Source organism: Serratia sp. 121840015-1 (assembly GCF_053627655.1).
This window is the reverse complement of sequence record NZ_JBSEYF010000002.1, coordinates 287,305-305,406: the sequence shown is the minus strand read 5'-3', so window position 1 is coordinate 305,406 and position 18,102 is coordinate 287,305. Positions and strand designations below refer to the sequence as shown.

At 63.6% G+C, this 18,102-nt stretch carries 19 protein-coding genes; 3 read left to right on the top strand and 16 right to left on the bottom strand.

Going from position 1 to position 18,102, the window contains the following annotated elements:
• The first annotated feature begins 83 nt into the window (after positions 1–83).
• Positions 84–842: a FadR/GntR family transcriptional regulator gene (locus tag ACUXAC_RS14850; RefSeq protein ID WP_089186825.1), complete on the top strand. Its 759-nt coding sequence runs from the start codon at positions 84–86 to the stop codon at positions 840–842.
• 126 nt (positions 843–968) lie between these two features.
• Positions 969–2,111 (top strand): D-alanyl-D-alanine-carboxypeptidase/endopeptidase AmpH, encoded by a 1,143-nt coding sequence (ampH, locus tag ACUXAC_RS14845; protein ID WP_060422247.1) that lies wholly within the window; start codon positions 969–971, stop codon positions 2,109–2,111.
• 33 nt (positions 2,112–2,144) lie between these two features.
• Here the strand turns inward: ampH and hpaC are convergent, their stop codons facing one another.
• The 11 genes from hpaC to ACUXAC_RS14790 form a co-directional block, all read right to left on the bottom strand.
• Positions 2,145–2,660, bottom strand: coding sequence for a 4-hydroxyphenylacetate 3-monooxygenase, reductase component (gene hpaC / locus ACUXAC_RS14840; RefSeq protein ID WP_033636989.1), 516 nt, complete (start codon positions 2,658–2,660; stop codon positions 2,145–2,147).
• A 16-nt stretch (positions 2,661–2,676) separates the two neighbouring features.
• Positions 2,677–4,239 carry a 4-hydroxyphenylacetate 3-monooxygenase, oxygenase component gene (gene hpaB / locus ACUXAC_RS14835; RefSeq protein ID WP_019454961.1) on the bottom strand — a complete coding sequence of 521 codons (1,563 nt, stop codon included), beginning with the start codon at positions 4,237–4,239 and terminating at the stop codon, positions 2,677–2,679.
• A 178-nt stretch (positions 4,240–4,417) separates the two neighbouring features.
• A complete protein-coding gene (gene hpaA, locus ACUXAC_RS14830; protein ID WP_038878427.1) occupies positions 4,418–5,314 on the bottom strand; it encodes a 4-hydroxyphenylacetate catabolism regulatory protein HpaA in 897 nt (298 codons plus the stop codon).
• A gap of 34 nt (positions 5,315–5,348) precedes the next feature.
• Entirely contained in the window at positions 5,349–6,719 is a 1,371-nt protein-coding gene (gene hpaX / locus ACUXAC_RS14825; protein ID WP_038878424.1) for a 4-hydroxyphenylacetate permease, read from the bottom strand.
• Positions 6,720–6,722: 3 nt separating this feature from the next.
• The gene (gene hpaI / locus ACUXAC_RS14820) at positions 6,723–7,517 is read right to left on the bottom strand and encodes a 4-hydroxy-2-oxoheptanedioate aldolase (RefSeq protein WP_060440813.1); all 795 of its coding nucleotides are present in this window, start codon (positions 7,515–7,517) and stop codon (positions 6,723–6,725) included.
• Positions 7,518–7,593: 76 nt separating this feature from the next.
• Positions 7,594–8,397, bottom strand: coding sequence for a 2-oxo-hept-4-ene-1,7-dioate hydratase (hpaH, locus tag ACUXAC_RS14815; protein ID WP_004933170.1), 804 nt, complete (start codon positions 8,395–8,397; stop codon positions 7,594–7,596).
• A 14-nt stretch (positions 8,398–8,411) separates the two neighbouring features.
• Positions 8,412–8,798 (bottom strand): 5-carboxymethyl-2-hydroxymuconate Delta-isomerase, encoded by a 387-nt coding sequence (locus ACUXAC_RS14810; protein ID WP_004933172.1) that lies wholly within the window; start codon positions 8,796–8,798, stop codon positions 8,412–8,414.
• Positions 8,799–8,848: 50 nt separating this feature from the next.
• On the bottom strand, positions 8,849–9,922 hold the full coding sequence (gene hpaD, locus ACUXAC_RS14805) for a 3,4-dihydroxyphenylacetate 2,3-dioxygenase (protein ID WP_087762955.1): 1,074 nt from the start codon (positions 9,920–9,922) through the stop codon (positions 8,849–8,851).
• A gap of 37 nt (positions 9,923–9,959) precedes the next feature.
• Positions 9,960–11,414, bottom strand: coding sequence for a 5-carboxymethyl-2-hydroxymuconate semialdehyde dehydrogenase (hpaE, locus tag ACUXAC_RS14800; protein ID WP_033636981.1), 1,455 nt, complete (start codon positions 11,412–11,414; stop codon positions 9,960–9,962).
• Entirely contained in the window at positions 11,411–12,175 is a 765-nt protein-coding gene (locus tag ACUXAC_RS14795) for a fumarylacetoacetate hydrolase family protein (protein WP_049202355.1), read from the bottom strand. Before ACUXAC_RS14795 ends, hpaE begins: the two co-directional genes overlap by 4 nt.
• Positions 12,172–12,804 (bottom strand): fumarylacetoacetate hydrolase family protein, encoded by a 633-nt coding sequence (locus ACUXAC_RS14790; protein WP_454266747.1) that lies wholly within the window; start codon positions 12,802–12,804, stop codon positions 12,172–12,174. Before ACUXAC_RS14790 ends, ACUXAC_RS14795 begins: the two co-directional genes overlap by 4 nt.
• 327 nt (positions 12,805–13,131) lie before the next feature.
• Between ACUXAC_RS14790 and hpaR the strand changes: the two genes are divergently transcribed.
• Positions 13,132–13,584: a homoprotocatechuate degradation operon regulator HpaR gene (gene hpaR, locus ACUXAC_RS14785; RefSeq protein ID WP_004933183.1), complete on the top strand. Its 453-nt coding sequence runs from the start codon at positions 13,132–13,134 to the stop codon at positions 13,582–13,584.
• Positions 13,585–13,640: 56 nt separating this feature from the next.
• On the opposite strand, the gene ACUXAC_RS14780 is transcribed toward hpaR, so the two are convergent.
• From ACUXAC_RS14780 to ACUXAC_RS14760, 5 genes are read right to left on the bottom strand one after another with little or no spacing between them, the layout of a single operon-like run.
• Positions 13,641–14,432, bottom strand: coding sequence for an SDR family oxidoreductase (locus tag ACUXAC_RS14780; protein ID WP_454266746.1), 792 nt, complete (start codon positions 14,430–14,432; stop codon positions 13,641–13,643).
• Between the two features lie 4 nt (positions 14,433–14,436).
• Positions 14,437–15,234, bottom strand: a complete 798-nt coding sequence (locus ACUXAC_RS14775) for a MoaF C-terminal domain-containing protein (RefSeq protein ID WP_454266745.1) — start codon at positions 15,232–15,234, stop codon at positions 14,437–14,439.
• 11 nt (positions 15,235–15,245) lie between these two features.
• Positions 15,246–16,028 (bottom strand): SDR family NAD(P)-dependent oxidoreductase, encoded by a 783-nt coding sequence (locus tag ACUXAC_RS14770; protein ID WP_033648535.1) that lies wholly within the window; start codon positions 16,026–16,028, stop codon positions 15,246–15,248.
• Positions 16,021–16,611 (bottom strand): DUF3156 family protein, encoded by a 591-nt coding sequence (locus ACUXAC_RS14765; RefSeq protein ID WP_454266744.1) that lies wholly within the window; start codon positions 16,609–16,611, stop codon positions 16,021–16,023. The genes ACUXAC_RS14770 and ACUXAC_RS14765 overlap by 8 nt, the downstream gene beginning before the upstream one ends.
• Positions 16,586–18,079, bottom strand: coding sequence for an APC family permease (locus tag ACUXAC_RS14760; protein ID WP_033648536.1), 1,494 nt, complete (start codon positions 18,077–18,079; stop codon positions 16,586–16,588). The genes ACUXAC_RS14765 and ACUXAC_RS14760 overlap by 26 nt, the downstream gene beginning before the upstream one ends.
• Positions 18,080–18,102: the final 23 nt, after the last annotated feature.

Genomic DNA, 18,102 nt, shown 5'->3' with positions numbered 1-18,102 from the left:
TACACTTGAATAACGATTACTCAAGCGCCTTGTCGCATAATTGTGCGCCAAATCACTGAACGCCGAATCGTCAAAGGTCAAAAATGCCGATTACCCGACTGGAAAACCCAAGGATTTACAGACAGATAGCTGACCAGCTCAAACGTCTTATCGAAAATAACGAATTTCCGCCGGGCAGCCGCCTGCCCTCGGAGCGCGATCTCGCCCAGCAGTTGCAGGTCAGCCGCGCGTCGGTGCGCGAGGCGCTTATCGCGCTGGAAGTGATCGGCCTGGTGGACGTCAAGGTCGGTAACGGGGTGATCGTGCGCTCGCCAACGCCGCTGGCGCCGTCGCAGGAGCCGGTGATGACCCAGGCCGGCCGCAACCAGTGGGCGGAGATCGACGACGAACTGAACATCGAGCTGGATTTCAACGCCGAGCTGCCGCCGTTTTCTCTGCTGCAAACCCGTCTGCTGATCGAACCGGAGACCGCCGCGCTGGCCGCGCGCCACGCCACCGACGAAGAGCTGGCGGGCATCCGCGCCGCCTACGAGCAGAACTGCCGCGATAACCGCGCCGGTTCCGCCACCCACCCCGGCGATCGGCTGTTCCACATCCGCATCGCCCAGGCCAGCGGCAACCCGGCCTATGCGTTCATCATCGGCCATCTGCTCGGCCACCGTTACGGCAGCATGTTCCGCGTGCTGCAACGCCACTATACGCCGGACGACATGCCGCACCGTTCCGAACTGGAACACCGGGCGATCCTGGCGGCGATCGAAGCGCGCGACGTGCGCGGCGCCCGCAAGGCGATGAAGACGCACCTCGATGAAGTGATCGCCATTTTCGCCCGCGCGCAGTAGCTCGCCGGCGGTGAAAAAATTTTATCGCCACCGCTCTTTTTTCTACATGCAGCCGGGGCCCGGGCGCATTACACTGGGCGACGGATAAGCCCTTTCCCCGCTGCATTGTTAAATGGATAACGACCGTTGAAGAACTCTGTCTCCGCTTTATTGCTGGCGCTGGGCCTGTGCGCCGCGCCGCTGGCCGTGCAGGCCGCGCCTCCGCAGCTGGCTTCGCAAATCGTCGACCAGTATGCCGAACATATTTTCTACAACAGCGGCGCCACCGGCATGGCGCTGGTGGTGATCGACGGCAATCAGGTGGTTAACCGCAGCTTTGGCGATACCAAACCCGGCAACAACCTGCGCCCGCGCCCGGATTCGCTGATCCGCATCGCTTCGATCACCAAGCTGATGACCAGCGAAGTGATGGTGAAAATGGCGGCGGCAGGCCAGGTCAAACTGACCGACCCGCTGCGCAAGTACGCCCCCAAAGGCGCCTATGTGCCGGCTTACAACGCCGGGCAGCCGATCACCCTGCTGAACCTGGCGACGCACACCAGCTCGCTGCCGCGCGAGCAGCCGGGCAAGAAGCCGCCGAAAACGCCGGTGTTCACCTGGCCGACCAAGGCTCAGCGCTGGCAGTGGCTGGCCCATGCCAACGTCACGGTACCGCCGGGCGTACGCGCCGCCTACTCCAACCTGGCGTATGACCTGCTGGCCGACGCGCTGTCGCGCGCTGCGGGCAAGCCCTACAACGCGCTGCTGAAAGAGAAAATCACCGCGCCGCTCGGCATGGTCGACACCACGCTGACGCCGAGCCCCGAGCAGTGCTCGCGCCTGATGGTGGCGGCGGCCGGCCCGAGCGCCTGCCGCGACACCACCGCCGCGGCCGGCAGCGGCGGCGTCTACTCCACCCCGCGCGACATGCAGCGCTGGATGCAACAATTCCTCTCCTCCAGCGCCAGCGGTCCGCGCAAAGCCACCGCCGCCAGCGAGCAAACCATGTACTTCCAGCGTCACGATCTGGTGTCGCTGAAGGGTATGGACGTGCCGGGGCAAGCGGATGCGCTGGGGTTGGGTTGGGTGTATATGGCGCCGAAGGACGGGCTGCCGGGCATCATTCAGAAGACCGGCGGCGGCGGCGGGTTCATTACCTACATGGCGATGATCCCGGCGAAAAACGTCGGGGTGTTCGTGGTGGTGACCCGCTCGGAGCTGAGCAAATTCACCAACATGAGCGATCCGGTCAACCGCCTGGTGAGCGATCTGGCGGCTAACAAGAGTTGAAACGCGGGGCGCAGCAGGCTGCGCCCCAACGCCTCAGGCCGGCACCGCCATCGGGTGGATCACCGAATGGAAATTGCGCTTGAAGTAGATCAGCCCGTTGCCGGCTTCACTCAGCGCGATCTGCTTGATCTGCACCAGGTACATCTGGTGGGTGCCGATGCTCTGGATCTGCTCGATCTCCCCTTCCAGGCTGGCCAGGGTATTGCGCAGCACCGGCTGCCCCAGCGCACCGAGCTGCCACTCTTCCAGCCGGAAACGATCTTCCATGCTGACGCCGGTCATGCCGGCGAAGTGGCGCGCCATCAGCTCCTGCTCGTGGTTGAGCACGTTGACGCACAGCCTGCGGTTTTCCTGAAACACCGGGTTCATCGCGCTGTTGCGGTTGATGCACACCAGAAGCGTCGGCGGCGTATCGGTTACCGAGCACACCGCCGTGGCGGTGATGCCGCAGCGCCCCGCCGGGCCGTCGGTGGTGACGATATTCACCGCCGCCGACAGGCTGGCCATGGCGTCGCGAAAGCGCAGGCGCTGTTCATTTTCCTGAGACATACCACCTCCTCCTGAATTACTTCAGCAGATTATCCAACTGATTAATATCGTCATTGTTCCGCAGGTGCGGCACCTTCCAGCCGTGCTGATCGTAATCAGCCAGGCACTTGTCGACCATCTGCATCATGCGATCCATGTTGCCGGATCCCTGCGCGTGGCGCAGGCACTGCAGGCGGATCTCATCCTGGCTGCCGGCGTAGTTGATCTCATACAGCTCGTGGCGGCCGCCGAATTCGCTGCCGATCGCATCCCACATCAGCTTGAGGATCTTGATGCGTTCGACGTGATCCATGCCGTCCGATCCACGCACGTAGCGCGCCAGGTACTTGTCGATCTCCGGGTTGTTCATGTCGCGCACGCTGGACGGCAGGTAGATCAGGCCGCTGGTGACGTTCTTCTCGATGATGTGTTTCACCTTGGTATAGGCCATCGGCGCCATCACGCGGTAGGTCTGCAGCGCGGCGGAATCCGGCAGGTAGGCGCCGTTTTCCCATTTTGTGGCTTCGGCACACATCGCGTCGCTCAGCGACCAGAACAGGTTGCGCCAGGCCACCACTTCGCCCAGATCGGCCTGCACGCCGCGGAACTCCAGCACGCCGGTACACGAGAGGCTCTTTTGCAGCAGCGCGGTGATAAAGTCCATCTTCACCGCCAGGCGCACGCAGGCCTGCAGCGGGAACAGCCGGGCGAAACCGCCCTGGGTGCTCCAGCGGCGGCAGCGATCGAAATCGCGGTAGATCAGCACGTTTTCCCACGGGATCAGCACATGATCCATGATCAAGATCGCGTCGTTCTCATCGAAGCGGCTGGTGAGCGGGTAGTCGAACGGCGATCCGGTGGCGCCGGCCACCAGCTCGTAGGAGGCGCGCGAAATCAGCTTCACCCCTTCGGCGTCCATCGGCGCCACGAACATCAGCGCGAAGTCCGGGTTATCGCCCATCACCTGCGCCGAACCGAAGCCGATGAAGTTGTAGTGGGTCAACGCCGAGTTGGTGGCCACCACTTTGGCGCCGCTGACGATGATGCCGGCGTCGGTCTCTTTCTCCACCTGAATGTAGACGTCCTTCACCTCGTTGACCGGCTTGTGGCGGTCGATCGGCGGGTTGACGATGGCGTGGTTGAAATAGAGCCCGGTTTCCTGAATGCGTTTGTACCAGTGGCGCGCGTTGTCGGCGAACTGGCCGTAGAACTCCGGATAAGCGCCCAGCGCGCAGCCGAAGGCCGCCTTGTAGTCCGGCGTACGCCCCATCCAGCCGTAGCTTTGGCGCGACCAGTCGGCGATGGCATCGCGCTGCTGGCGCATCTCTTCCGGGCTGCGGGCGTAGCGGAAGAATTTGTGGGTATAGCCACCGTTGCCGGTGTCGGTATTCCAGCACAGGCGATCCTGGCTGGCCGGATCGTGCAGCGCGTCGTACAGTTGGCCGACTGATGCCGCCGCGTTGCGGAACGCCGGGTGCGTGGTTACGTCTTTCACGCGCTCGCCGTAAATATAGATTTCGCGGCTGTCCTGCAAACTTTTCAGGTATTCGGCGCCGGTGAACGGGCGTTTGCTGTCGGCACGAAAGTCTTCTGGTTTCATCGGGTCTTCCTCGTCATCGGCATTTTTCAGGCCGTGGAACCGGCCATTTGTTAAAATAATGCTTTATTTTGGTTGCTTAATTGAAGCTGCCAAAGCCGATTTCGAGAAGAGACTTTTGCGGCAATCGCCGGTACTTTTCAGGTCAGTTTGCCGCTTTCGCGGCAAACTGTGATCGCGGTTACGAAAGGGCGTGTTGCGCCGCGCGGTAGGTCGAGGGGGAACAGCCTTCCAGCCGATTGAAAAAACGGGCGAAATAGGCCGGATCCTTGAAGCCGAGGCTGTAGGCGGTTTCATGCACCGTACAGGCGCTGAACAGCAGCATGCGTTTGGCCTCGCGCAGCAGCCGATCGAAGATCAGCCGCTTGGGCGGCCGGTTGGCGAAGCGCCGGCACAGGTCGTTGAGCCGCGATTCGGTCACCCCCAACGCCTGCGCATACTCCGGCACCGGCAGGTGCTCGCGAAAACGCTCGTCCACCATCTTGTTGAACCGCTGAAACAGCTGCAGTTCGCCACGCACGCCGCTGTTGGCGCTGTCTTCCAGCGCGGTGTTGCGCAGCAGCAGCGTGAACACCGCCTGCGCCAGCAGCGCCAGCGTCTGTTCGCGCCCGGCCAGGTTCTGCCCGAACTCGCGGCGGATCAGCGCCCAGTAGTGGCTGAGCGCCGTCAGCTCCTGCGGCGCGTCGGCCAGCGACAGGCAGATGCCCGGCATGTCCAGCGCCAGGTTGCTGCCGGGATACAGGCGCTCCAACAGCGGCCAAATCAGCTCCTGGCGCACCGTCAGCACATGGCCGTCGCTGTCCGGTTCGGTGAAGAACGCATGCGGCACCGACGGCGGCGTGAGGATGAACAGCGGCGCCTGCACCGAATAGTGCTGATCATCAAGCTGCAGCTCTATCTTGCCGGTCTCCAGGAAATGCACCTGGAAGAAGCAGTCGTGCCAATGCACCTGCATGTCGCGGCCGAAGAACGCCGCCAGCCCGGCGAAGGTTTCGTAGTGCACCTCGTCGGCGGCGTAGCGCGCGTCATACTCTTTGCAAATATCGATGTTGGCGATAAAGCCGGTACTTTTCCGCACCTCATGACCTCCTGCAATCATGCCCACTTGCGCATCAAGGCGTCGCTCTCGGGCGCGAATCCTTCATCGGAATGCGCCACACCAGCACGGCGCCGACGATCAACAGCGCCGAGACGAAATACAGCCCGGAGTTAAAGCTGCCGGTCAGATCCTTGAACCAGCCGATCAACAGCGGGCTGAGCGCCGATCCGATGTTGCCGGTGGCGTTGATCACCGCGATCCCCACCGCGCGCGCTTCCAGACTGATCGACTGATCCGGCGTGGTCCAGAAGATCGCCATGGCGGTAAAGGAGCCGACCGAGGCCATCACGATCCCGAGCAACTGGATCAGGCTGTGATCGGTGGCGGACGCCAGCAGCCAGCCGGCGGCGGCGAACAGGTACGGCAGCGCGGTGTGGTGCTTGCGCTCCTGCAGCCTGTCGGATCGTTTGCTCCACCACACCATGCCGGCGATGGTGCAGATCTGCGGGATCGCCGCCAAAATGCCGATCGTCACGTTGCTGCTGCCCTGGTTGAAGCTTTGCAGGATCTGCGGCGTCCAGATGTTGATCGCGCTCAGGGTGTTGGTCAGGCAGAAATAGGCCAGCGTATACATCAGCACGATCGGCGTGCAGATCTCGCGCCACAGGCTGCGCTGTTGCAGCGCGCGGTGGCTGCTCGGCCCGTTGGGCTGCACCAGCTGCAGCTTATCGGCTTCCATCATCGCCTGCAGGCTGGCTTTCTCCTCGTCGGTCAGCCACTTGGCCTTGGCCGGCGTATCGTCGAGGTAGAACCACACCACCACGCCCAGCAGCACCGACGGAATGCCTTCCAGCAGGAACAGCCACTGCCAGCCCTTCAGGTTCATCACCCCGTCCAGCGCCAGGATATAGCCGGAGACCAGCGAACCGATCGCCATGGTCACCGGCATGGCGATCATGAACAGCGCGTTGGCGCGGGCGCGGTAGAACGCCGGGAACCAGTAGGTGAGGTACACCAGAATGCCCGGCAGGAAACCGGCCTCGGTGATGCCGACGATCATGCGCAGCACGTACAGGCTGGTCGGCCCGGTGGCGAACATGGTGCAGGTGGAGGCGATGCCCCACAGCACCATGATGGTGGCGATCCAGCGCCGCGCGCCGACCCTGCTCAGCATCATGTTGCTCGGAATACCGAAGATCACGTAGGTGACATAGAACAACGTCGCCGCCAGCCCGAACATGGTCGAGCTGAGGCCGAGATCTTTGCCCATCGTCAGCCCGGCGAAGCCGATGTTGATACGATCGAGGAAAGAGAAAACAAACAACACGAACAGGAAAATGATCAGGCGCCGAAACAACTTTTTAATCACCGATTGCTCGGCGGCGGTTAACGCTTTATGTTGCTGCGCCGGGTTGGCCGGCTGCAGCGAATCGACGTGGTTCATGGTTCAGTAGACTCCCGATGAAGGCGCTTGCGCCCCGCCCCGTTTGAATTCGTCCGCCAGGGCTTCCGCCGCCCGTGCCAGCAGGGTGGTGTCCACCCCCACCGCAACGAACAGCGCGCCGGCCTCCAGATAGCGCTGCGCCAGTGCCTTGTTGGCCATCAAAATGCCCGGCGCCTTGCCGGCGGCGCGGATGCGCGCGATGGCGTCGTCGATGGTGCGCTGCACCTCCGGGTGCTGCGGATTACCGGCAAAGCCCATGTCGGCGCTGAGATCCGCCGGGCCGATAAACACGCCGTCCACCCCTTCCACCTGCAAAATGGCGTCGAGGTTTTTCACCGCTTCGCGGGTTTCAATCTGCACCAGCACGCACATCTGCTCATCGGCCTGCTGCAGGTAATCGGGCACCCGGTTCCAGCGCGAAGCGCGCGCCAGGGCGCTGCCGACGCCGCGCACGCCGTGCGGCGGATAGCGCGTAGCGCGCACCGCGTCGCGCGCCTGTTCGGCGTTTTGAATCATCGGGATAAGTAAGGTTTGCGCGCCGACGTCCAGCAGCTGCTTGATGATCACCGCGTCGTTCCACGGTGGCCGCACCACCGGCTGGCTCGGGTAAGGCGCGACCGCCTGCAGCTGCCCCAGCACCGTTTGCACGTTGTTGGGCGCATGTTCGCCGTCGATCAGCAGCCAGTCGAAACCGGCGCCGGCCAGCAGCTCGGCGCTGTAGCTGCTGCACAGCCCGAGCCACAGCCCGATCTGCGGGCGTTTTTCCTGCAGCGCACGCTTGAAGTGGTTGGTTAACATCGCATTCTCCCTGACAAGCGGGCGTAGCGCATGGCCCCCGCCCGGTTTAGTCGGCCCGGTTCGCCGAGCCTGCTTTTTAGACGAAGCGGCAGCTGATGCAGCCCATCGGGCCGTAGTCGACGTGGAAGGTATCACCGCGCCGCGCCGGCACCGGCCGGGTGAAGGAGCCGCCGAGGATCACCTGCCCCGCTTCCAGCTCCACCTCATACGGCGCCAGCTTGTTGGCCAGCCAGGCCACGCCGTTGGCCGGGTGGTTGAGCACCGCCGCCGCCACGCCGGATTCTTCAATCACGCCGTTGCGGTACAGCAGCGCGGAGATCCAGCGCAGATCCAGCGCATCCGGCTTGATCGGCCGCCCGCCCATCACCACCCCGGCGTTGGCGGCGTTGTCGGAGATGGTGTCGAACACCTTGCGCGGCCGTTGAGTCTCGGGATCGACGTTGTGGCTGCGCGCGTCGATGATCTCCAGCGCGGGAATGACGTAGTCGGTGGCGTTGTAGACGTCGAACAGCGTGCAGTTCGGCCCGCGCAGCGGCTTGGCCAGCACGAACGCCAGCTCCACCTCCACCCGCGGCACGATAAAGCGATCGATAGGAATGTCGCTGCCGTCGTTGAAGAACATGTCGTCCAGCAGCGCGCCGTAGTCCGGCTCGGTGATCTGCGAGCTCACCTGCATAGCGCGCGAGGTCAGACCGATCTTGTGGCCTTTGAGCGTACGCCCCTCGGCGATCTTCAGCTCCACCCACTGGCGTTGAATGGCATAGGCGTCTTCGATGGTGATCTCGGGATGATCGAGCGACAGCGCGCGGATCTGTTCACGACTCTTTTCCGCCTGATGCAGGCGCTGTACGGCGCGGTTAACCTGCTCTTTATCCAGCATTTACGACCCCTTATTCACGCCTTGTTGAACAGCGCGTGGACATTGTTCTGTTTGTAATTCAGCACCGGATCCAGCTCTTCCATGGTGAAAGAGAGCGCCAGGTAACGCTGCGCCATCAGCGCGGCGAAGTGTTCCTTGATCAGCGCAAACAGCATCTCGCCCACCTGCTGCCGGCTTTCCAGGCTGCGGCCGTGGCCGATCTTCAGCGTCATGTGCACGAAGGCGTAGTCCTGCTTGCCGTCGGCCATCTGCCAGGTGTCGAGCCAGATGGCGCGGCTGCGCACGCCGGCCAGCGGAAAAATGCCGGTCGCCGCCAGCGCCTCGTTGACCTTGGCGAACAGGGTGGGCAAATCCGCCTCGCGGCGGATGTTGTCGGTACATTCAGCGTAAAAATGGGGCATAGCGTTCTCCAGACGGCAAATATGCGCGGGCGCGGCCCGCGCAGCGGCATTTACAGCGTATTGCCAAGCTTGAAACCTTTTTCCGTATCGCCCTCACGGGTATAGGAAAAACCGTCTGCGCCGATGGTGACGGCCATTTCGCTGGGCGCACTGCGCTCGATGACCGGCTGTGGCTGCCCATCGAGATCCAGCACCAGCGATCCTTCGGTATACCAGCTCGGCACAACCGGATTGCCCCACCAGTCGCGGCGCTGGTTGTCATGCACGTCCCAGGTCACGGTCGGGTTGTCCGGATCGCCGGTGTAGTAATCCTGCGTGTAGATTTCCACGCGGTGGCCATCGGGATCGCGCAGGTAGAGGTAGAACGCGTTGGAGACGCCGTGCCGGCCGGGGCCGCGTTCGATCAAATCGGATTTGCGCAGCGCGCCGAGCTTGTCGCAGATGGCCAAAATATTGTGCTTTTCATGGGTGGCGAAGGCGATGTGGTGCATGCGCGGCCCGGCGCCGCCGGTCATCGCGGTATCGTGCACCGTCGCCTTGCGGCGCATCCAGGCGGCGTAAACCACGCCGTCTTCATCGCGGATGTCTTCCGTTACGCGGAAGCCCAGCCCCTGGATGTATTCCACGGCGCGCGGCACGTCAGGGGTGATTTGGTTAAAGTGGTCGAGGCGCACCAGCGCGCCCGGCGTATACAGATCGTAGCGCCAGGCCAGGCGCTCGACGTGCTGCACGTCGTAGAAAAACTCATACGGGAAACCGAGCGGATCCTCTACCCGCACCGCATCGCCGATGCCTTTGGCGAACCCGTTCACCCGCCGCTCGGTACGGCAGCCAAGCGCCTTGAAATACGCTTCGGCGCGATCGACGTCTTCCGGCGTGCGCACGCGGAAAGCAAACGCCGCCACGGCGGCGACCGGGCCTTCGCGCAGCACCAGGTTATGGTGAATAAACTCTTCCATCGAACGCAGGTAGAGGGTTTTGTCATCTTCGGCGGTCACGACCAGGCCGAGGATATCGACGTAAAATTCGCGTGCGGCTTTAAGGTTCGTGACCTGAATTTCCATGTAGGCACAGCGCACGACGTCGGGAGCAGGGACAGCATCAGTGGTCAGTTTTGTCGTCATTGTTCTCATCTCTTTCGTTATTATTGTGGCCTGAGGCTCAAACGCCCCATTTCGGGATCGGGTGGTCGCCCATGGAAATGCACACGTTCTTCATTTCGGCGAACACTTCGAAGCTGTATTCGCCGCCTTCGCGGCCGGTGCCGGAGGCTTTCACGCCGCCGAACGGTTGGCGCAGATCGCGTACGTTTTGGGTGTTGACGAAAACCATGCCCGCTTCAATGCCGCGGGCCAGGCGCAGAACCTTGCTCACATCCTGCGTCCAGATGTACGACGCCAGGCCGTACTCCACGTCGTTGGCCATGCGCAGGCCGTCTTCTTCTGATTTGAACGGCAACAGGCAGGCCACCGGCCCGAAGATCTCCTCCTGCGCCACGCGCATCCGGTTGTCGACATCCGCCAGCACCGTCGGGCGCAGGAAGTTGCCGTGGCTCAAGCCGGCCGGTTTGTCCGGGCCGCCGGCCAGCAGGGTCGCCCCTTCTTCCACCCCGAGGCGGATATAGCCGGAGACTTTTTCCCAGTGCTGCGGGCTGATCAGCGCCCCCACCTGGGTATTGGGATCTTGCGGATCGCCCACGCGCAGGCGGTTGGCGCGCTCGGCGAAACGTTTGACGAATTCCGGGTAGATGCTCTCCTGAATGAAGATGCGCGAACCGGCGGTGCAGCGTTCGCCGTTGATCGAGAAGATGGTGAACAGCGCGGCGTCGAGCGCCCGCTCGATGTCGGCGTCTTCAAAGATCAGCACCGGCGACTTGCCGCCCAGTTCCATGGAGAATTTTTTCAGCCCGGCGCTTTCGATGATGCGGCGGCCGGTGGCGGTGCCGCCGGTGAAGGAGACCGCGCGCACGTCTTTATGGCGCACCAGCGCGTCGCCGGCGGTGGCGCCGTAGCCCTGTACCACGTTCAGCACCCCGGCCGGAATGCCGGCCTCCAGCGCCAGCTCGCCCAGGCGATCGGCGGTCAGCGGCGACAGTTCGGACATCTTCAGCACCGCGGTGTTGCCCAGCGCCAGGCAAGGCGCGGTTTTCCAGGTCGCGGTCATGAACGGCACGTTCCACGGCGACACCAGCGCGCACACCCCCACCGGCTGCACCAGCGTGTAGTTGAGCATCTTGTCGTCCACCGGGTAAGTCTTGCCGTTCATCTGCTGGCACACCTCGGCGAAGAACTCGAAGTTGTGCGAAGCGCGCGGGATCAGCACGTTTTTGGTCTGGTGGATCGGCAGGCCGGTGTCGGCAGTTTCCAGTTCGGCGATCTGCGGCACGTTCTGATCGATCAGCTCGCCCAGGCGACGCATCAGGCGCGCGCGCTCTTTCATCGGCGTGTTGGCCCACTTGGGGAACGCCTCTTTCGCCGCCGCCACCGCCTGGTCTATCTCCAGCTGGCCGCCGGAGGCCACCTCCGCCAGCACCTCGCCGTTCGCCGGGTTGGTGGTGGTGAAGTACTCTTTGCTGGCGACGTTCTTGCCGTTGATCCAGTGGTTGATGGTTTTCATCGCAGGCTCTCCTCGTAATCTTTTTCACTGATAATGTGGTTAACCAGACGGCCGATGCCCTCGATTTCCACCACCACTTCGTCGCCCGGCTGCACGTCGGCCAGCCCTTTCGGCGTGCCGGTGGCGATCATGTCGCCCGGCTGCAGCGTCATGAATTCGCTCAGGTAGGCGACCAGGAACGGAATGTCGAAAATCATGTCGGCGGTGCTGCCGCGCTGGCGCAGCTCGCCGTTGACGTAAGTGCTGAGCGCCAGCCGGTGCGGATCGGCGACGTCGTCGCGATCGACGATGTAAGGCCCGATCGGCGTCAGGGTGTCGCGGCTCTTCACCCGCAGATTCGGCCGGTAGTAGTTTTCCAGGTAATCGCGAATGGCGTAGTCGTTGCACAGGGTGTAGCCCGCCACATACTCCATGGCGTGCTCGCGGCTGACGTTGCGCGCGGTCTTGCCGATCACCGCCACCAGCTCGGCTTCGTAATGCATGTACTCCACGCCGGCCGGGCGCACCGACACCTGGCGGTGACCGGTCAGGGTGTTCGGTGCCTTGAGGAACACCAGCGGCTCTTCCGGCGCCTTGAATTCCAGCTCGCTGGCGTGGTCGGCATAGTTCAGCCCCAGGGCGAACACCGTGCCCTGCGCCGGCGGCAGCCATTCCACTTCGCGCTCCTGCAGCACCTCGCCGTTCGGCAGCGTGACGCGCAGCTGCTCGTCCACCTGCACGTTGAAGATCTGGCCATGATGGCGAATACGGGCATGTTTCATGATGCGGCTCCTGCCTGGGTGACGCGGTTGGTCAGCGTGGGCAGGCCGGCGGCGCGCACCGTCACCTCATCCCCCGGTTTGATCGCCACCCGCTGGTGCGGGGTGCCGATCAGCACCGCATCGCCCGGCTGCAGGGTGATAAAGTCGCTGATGGCGGCGATCAGCTCCGGCACCGAGCGCACTAGATCGGCGGTGGACCAACGATCCTGCTCCACGCCGTTGATCTCGGTGACGATCTCCAGCCGATCGGCATTCGCCAGCTGGCCGATCTCCCCCAACGGGCAGAACCCGTCGCGGCATTTAGCCTTGATCGCCGGGCGATAGAAGCTGCTCTCCGGTAGGCTGACGTCGTTGGCCAACGCGTAGCCGGCCAGATAACGGCCCACCTGCGCCACCGGCACCTTGCGCGCGGTATCGCCGATGATCACCGCCAGCGTGCCGCCGCTGTGCACGGTTTCACCGGCCGGAAACGGGATCGCCCCGCCGTTGGCGAGGTGGGTGTTGCGCGGTTTGATAAACCAGACCGGGGTTTTGGGCGGGGTCTGATACGGCGACTGGTGAAACGCCTGATCCCAGGCGTCCAGTTGGCTGCGGTGATTCAGCGCAACGGAAAATACGGTGCCTTTCATGCGAACTCCTCCAATGGCAAAACATGACAACCGGCATTCATTAATATATTAATGATTACTTTTATACGCTGTGCAGCTTTTACGCAACGCGCTTGGAGTGATTTGTGATCGTGATAACAAAATATTCACAAATAACGAACATTAGCGTGATTATTCAATGCATTAATCATTTTTCGCGCCATTTTTCGCTGCGCCCTGCATTTTTGCTTTATCCCTACGGGTAACTTTGGCTACTATTAAGTTATTAACAAAATCGGGCTTTGCGGGGCAGGCGCCCCCATAACGAGCGCCGTAACAACGAACACCTTGATAGCTAAGGCCAAACTTATGCATGAATCGTTAACCATCGCCCTGCTGCAGGCGCGTGAAACCGCCATGGGGTTCTTCCGCCCGATCCTGAAAAGCCACAATCTGACCGAACAGCAGTGGCGCATCATCCGCGTGCTGGCCAACAGCCGCTCGATCGAATTCCACGAGCTGGCGGCGGAAACCTGCATTCTGCGCCCCAGCCTGACCGGCATTCTGTCGCGCATGGAGCGTGACAAGCTGATCTTCCGCCTGAAGCCGGTCAACGATCAGCGCAAGCTGTACGTGTCGCTGACCCAGCAGGGCCAGGATCTGTATGAAGTGGCGCGCCACCAGGTGGAACAGGGCTACGCCGAGATTGAAGCCGCTTTCTCGCGGCAGAAAATGGACCAGCTGATGACGCTGCTGGACGAGCTGATCACGCTGGGTGACAGCCTGCCCGCCAACGTCACCGCGCATCCCGCCAAGCAGTGATTTAACCAACCGGAATTCTCAAATTAATTGACGTTGCAGCCAACAACGCTGCAGCGTCAGGTAAGCAGAGAATTCGTTTCCGGCAGCAGCGCGCCGCCGTCCACCACCAGCGTCTGGCCGGTGATGTAGGCCGCCGCCGACGAGGCGAGAAACACCATCGCCGCGGCGATGTCTTCCGGTTCCCCCAGCCGCCCGAGCGGCACCGAGGCGGCGATCGCCTGATTTACCTGCGCGTCGCCCAGGTTGGCCATCGCCGGCGTGCGGATCATCCCCGGCTCCACGCCGTTGACGCGAATGTTCTCCGCCGCCAGCTCCAGCGCCGCCGCGCGAATAAACCCGTTCACCCCGGCCTTGGAGGCCGCGTAGTGCGCCAGCCCCGGGTAGGCCACCCGCGGACCGGTCACCGACGAGGTCACCAGAAGGCAGCCGCCGCCCCGGCGGCGCATCCACGGCAGCGCCGCCTGCGCCAGAAAGAACGGCGCCATCAGATTGACGCTCAGCGTGCGTTGCAGCAGGGCCGCGTCGATGGCGGCGAACGGCGTCAGCGGAAAGTAAGCGGCGTTGTGGATCACCACGTCCAGCCGTTGATGCCGCTCACCTACCGCCGTCACCAGCTCGGCGATCTGCCCCGGTTCGGCCAGATCGCAAGCCAGCGCCTGCACGCTCAGCCCTTCGTCCCGCAGCGCCTGCGCCGCCGCCTGCGCCTGCGGCAGCTGCACGTCCGCGATCGTCACCTCGGCGCCCAGGCGGGCAAAGGCGCTGACGATCGCCAGCCCAATGCCCTGAGCGCCGCCGGTCACCAGCACCGCCTGCCCCGCGAAGGCGTCGGCCGCATAGGTTGCGCTCATCACCCTATCCTCGCGGGTGGCGCGTGGTGTTCAGCACCTGCGCATGGGCGCCGACCGCAAAGTTGCTCAGCGCGCTGAAATCGCTGCCCTGATAACCGAGGATCTTGCCGTCGGTGCGCATGCCCTGCAGATCGATCATCACCACGCCCAGCGTCGGGATGATCTTCTCGCGCCAGACGAACAGATAAAGCTGCTCTGCCACCTTCACGTAGTGGCAGCGATCGACGTCCGCCAGCCCTTTCTCCACCCCGTCCAGACACTGCCAGGCGTAGAAGTTGTCGTTCAGGTAGATGTGCTCGTACCGTTCGGTCGGGCTGTAGGTGTACATGTTGCGCATGCCGATCAGCTCATCGGTAAAGCCCGGTGGCGCCACGTCGGCGTCATCCAGCGTGCCGAAGCGGAATTCGGCCTCGACCGCGGTCAGCGGCAGCCCCTGCTCCACCCGGCTGAAGGCGTCGAGCCGCGCCTGCGCTTCGTCCGGCAGCTGGCCGTATACCGCAGTGAAGTTGCCCTGATTGCGGTCGCATACCAGCGTAATGCTGGCGTTGGCGCGGGCAGGATCGAGAAAATCGATGAACAGCACGCCGGGGCGAATGCTGGTGGCGCGATAGGCGACGCTGCGCCGTTCGCTCCACTCCAGCGTCTGCTCGTCGGTAAACCGGCAACGCTGCGTCGCGCCGTCGCTAAAGCGCAGCGTCAGCGTGGTGCCCGCCAGCCCGTGCTGCCGTTCCAGCGTATTGCTGTGCGGCGCAAAGCCTTCCGCCAGCGCGCCAACCTGAATGAATACCGCTTCTGAACTCATGGAAATGCTCCTTACAGGGAAGTGAAAGCCAGGGTCGGCACATCGACGATGGTGGAGCCGCCGTCGGCCACCAGCGCCGCGCCGGTAATGATTGAAGCCTCGCTGGAACACAGGAAACGGCACACGCGGGCGATCTCCTCGGCGCTGGCCGGGCGGCGCAGCGGCACGTCGCGGCAGACCATCTGGTAAGCCTGCTCCAGCGAAATCTGATGGGCGTCCATCAGCAGTTGCATCTCTTCGTCCGCCATCGGCGTGGTCACCCAGCCCGGGCACACCGCGTTGGCACGCACGCCCAGCGGGCCATAGTCGCGGGCGATGGAGCGCATCAGCCCGATCAGCGCGTGCTTGGCGGTGACGTAGCCGCAGACCTCCGGCCCGGCGGCCAGCGAGGCGATCGAGGCCACGAACAGCAGGTTGCCGCCGCTTTTAATCAGCTCCGGCAGGCAGGCGCGCGCGCTGGCGAAAGCGCTGTTGAGGTTGCTGTCCATCGCCCCTTGCCACTGCGCGTCGGTCATCTCGGTGATGCGCTTGAAGCCCATGCCGCCGGCGCTGCCGATCAGGCAGTCGATGCGCCCGGCTTCGCGCAGAATGGCCGGCAGCAGCGCGTGGTTCCAGCTCTCGCCGCTGGCGGCATCGCCCACCAGCGCCTGTGCGCCGATCTCTTGCGCCAGCGCCGCCAGCGGTTCCGGGCGGCGGCCGATGATGAACACCCGATCGCCCTGCGCCGCCAGCAGACGGGCGCAGGCGGCGCCGACGCCGGTGCCGCCGCCGGTAATCACAACCACTCTATTCATGATTCAGCTTCTCCATCAGTTGGCCAATCATCAGCAGGCTGCTCAACAGCAGCCGCCGCTGTTCGGCATCCAGCCGCAGATAGCGGCGGCCGGCCGGCAAACGGCTGACCACCTCCGACGCGGCGAAATGCTCAATCTCCACCTGCCATCGCTCGTCGTTCACCGTCAGCCGCACGCGGCGAAAATCCAGCTGCGCCAGCGTCTCGCCGATCTGCGGGTAGCGCTGCAGGCCGTCCAGCACCCGCTGCGCGGCCGCATGGCGCTGGCGCAGCAGATAACGCACCCCGCGCCGCCGCAGCCAGCCGCCGGTCACCACGTCCAGCGTCAGCGGAAGCTGCATCGCGCACGGGCCCTGCAACCGAAAGCGGTGGCTGACGATATGCGCCATAAACAGCCCCTGCACCTGTTCGCTGACCTCGATCTGCGGCCCCTGCGGCAGCGTCAGCCGCAGCAGGCCCGGCGCCAGGCGTTCGCACGCGTAGGGTTCCAGGTTGCGCGCCAGACGATCCAGCGCGGCGCCCGGCCGATAGCCCGACGGCGCTCGCCGCCAGGCGCGATTAAGTGAGGGAAGTAAGCCGATCAAACTGCGCCTCCTCGTTTTCACCCTTGGCGAACGCGTTCTCCAGCACCTGCTCGACCGGCACCGGCTTGAACGGATTCACTTTTTGCACGCACAGCGTCCAGAACAGCGCATAGGCGGCGGTCAGACCGATCATCCAGCCGAAGGGAATGTAGATATCGCTCGGGTTCATTCCCGGCGGCGTGATGTAAACGATGGCCAGCACGATGCCAACGCTGGAAACGATCTGCGGCAGCGGGAACCACGGCGATTTATAGGCGCGCGGCAGATCGGGGCGGCGTACGCGCAGGATCACCACCGAGCAGGTCACCAGCAGGTAGGCGACGCCCCAGGCGCACACCGCCGCCAGCACCAGCGGAATGATCCTGTCGAGGTTGCCCTGAATGGCGAAGGCGTGTACGCAGGGGATCAATACCGCTACCAGAATGCCGACCACCGGCGTTTTAAAGCGCGGGTGCAGATAAGCGAACATGCGCGGCAGCGCGCCGTCCAGCGCCATGCCGTACAGAATGCGCGGCACCGCCGCCATCAGCGTGTTGATGGTCGCGGCACCCGCCAGCAGCAGGCCGACGCCCAGCCAATATTTGCCGAACTGGCCCATCACCTGGCCGGCGAACGCCGGGATGGCCATCGGCGTTTCCAGCAGGCGTGTGCCGCTGGCGGCGTCGATCACCACGTTTTCCACCTGGTGGCTGAGCGCCGCGCCATACAGCGCCATGCACACCGCCACGCCGCACAGCCCCAGCGCCATCGCGCGCGGGATCACCCGATCGCAGCGTTTGATCTCCGGCGCCATCGGCGTCACCAGCTCACAGCCGACGAACATGAACATCGCCATGCCTATCAGGCTGAACACCGCGAAGGGATCGTTCAGGCTCAGCGTGCTGCCGAACCAGCCCTCGAGCGGCACCGCATGCGGCGACAGCAGCCCGACGATGCCGAAAATCACCAGCGTGCTCCACATGGCGAAGGTCAGCACGATCTCCGCCTTGCCGAAGGCCTCGATGCCGAACGCGTTGAGCAGGCCGAACACGATTACCAGCCCGACGCCGACCATCCAGGAGGCGTTGTGGCTTTCCATCAGGGTGTTGAGGTGCTCGAAGTTCACCAGCGCCATGATGCCGGAGAGAATGGTCTCGGCGGTGCCGGCGAAGATGTGCACGATCAGGTAGGCCGACAGCGCGCCGGTGATGGCGAAAAAGCGCCCCATGCCGCAGGAGATGTAGTCGTAAACCGAACCGGAGGTTGGCAGCAGCGCCGCCGCTTCGGAGAAGGTGGTGAGCTGCGCCTGCATCATGATGAAGGCGATCAGCATCGCCAGCGCGAAGGTGTCGCCGCCGATGCCGAAGCCGCTGGTGACCGTCAGGATCACCGGGCTGGCCATGATCACCCCGACCGAACTGGCCAGGGTGGTGGGAAAGCCGACCTTGCCTCGAGCCAGGTGGGCGTGCAACCGCGACGACAGGTTCATGGTTATTTCCTCTTATAGTTTTG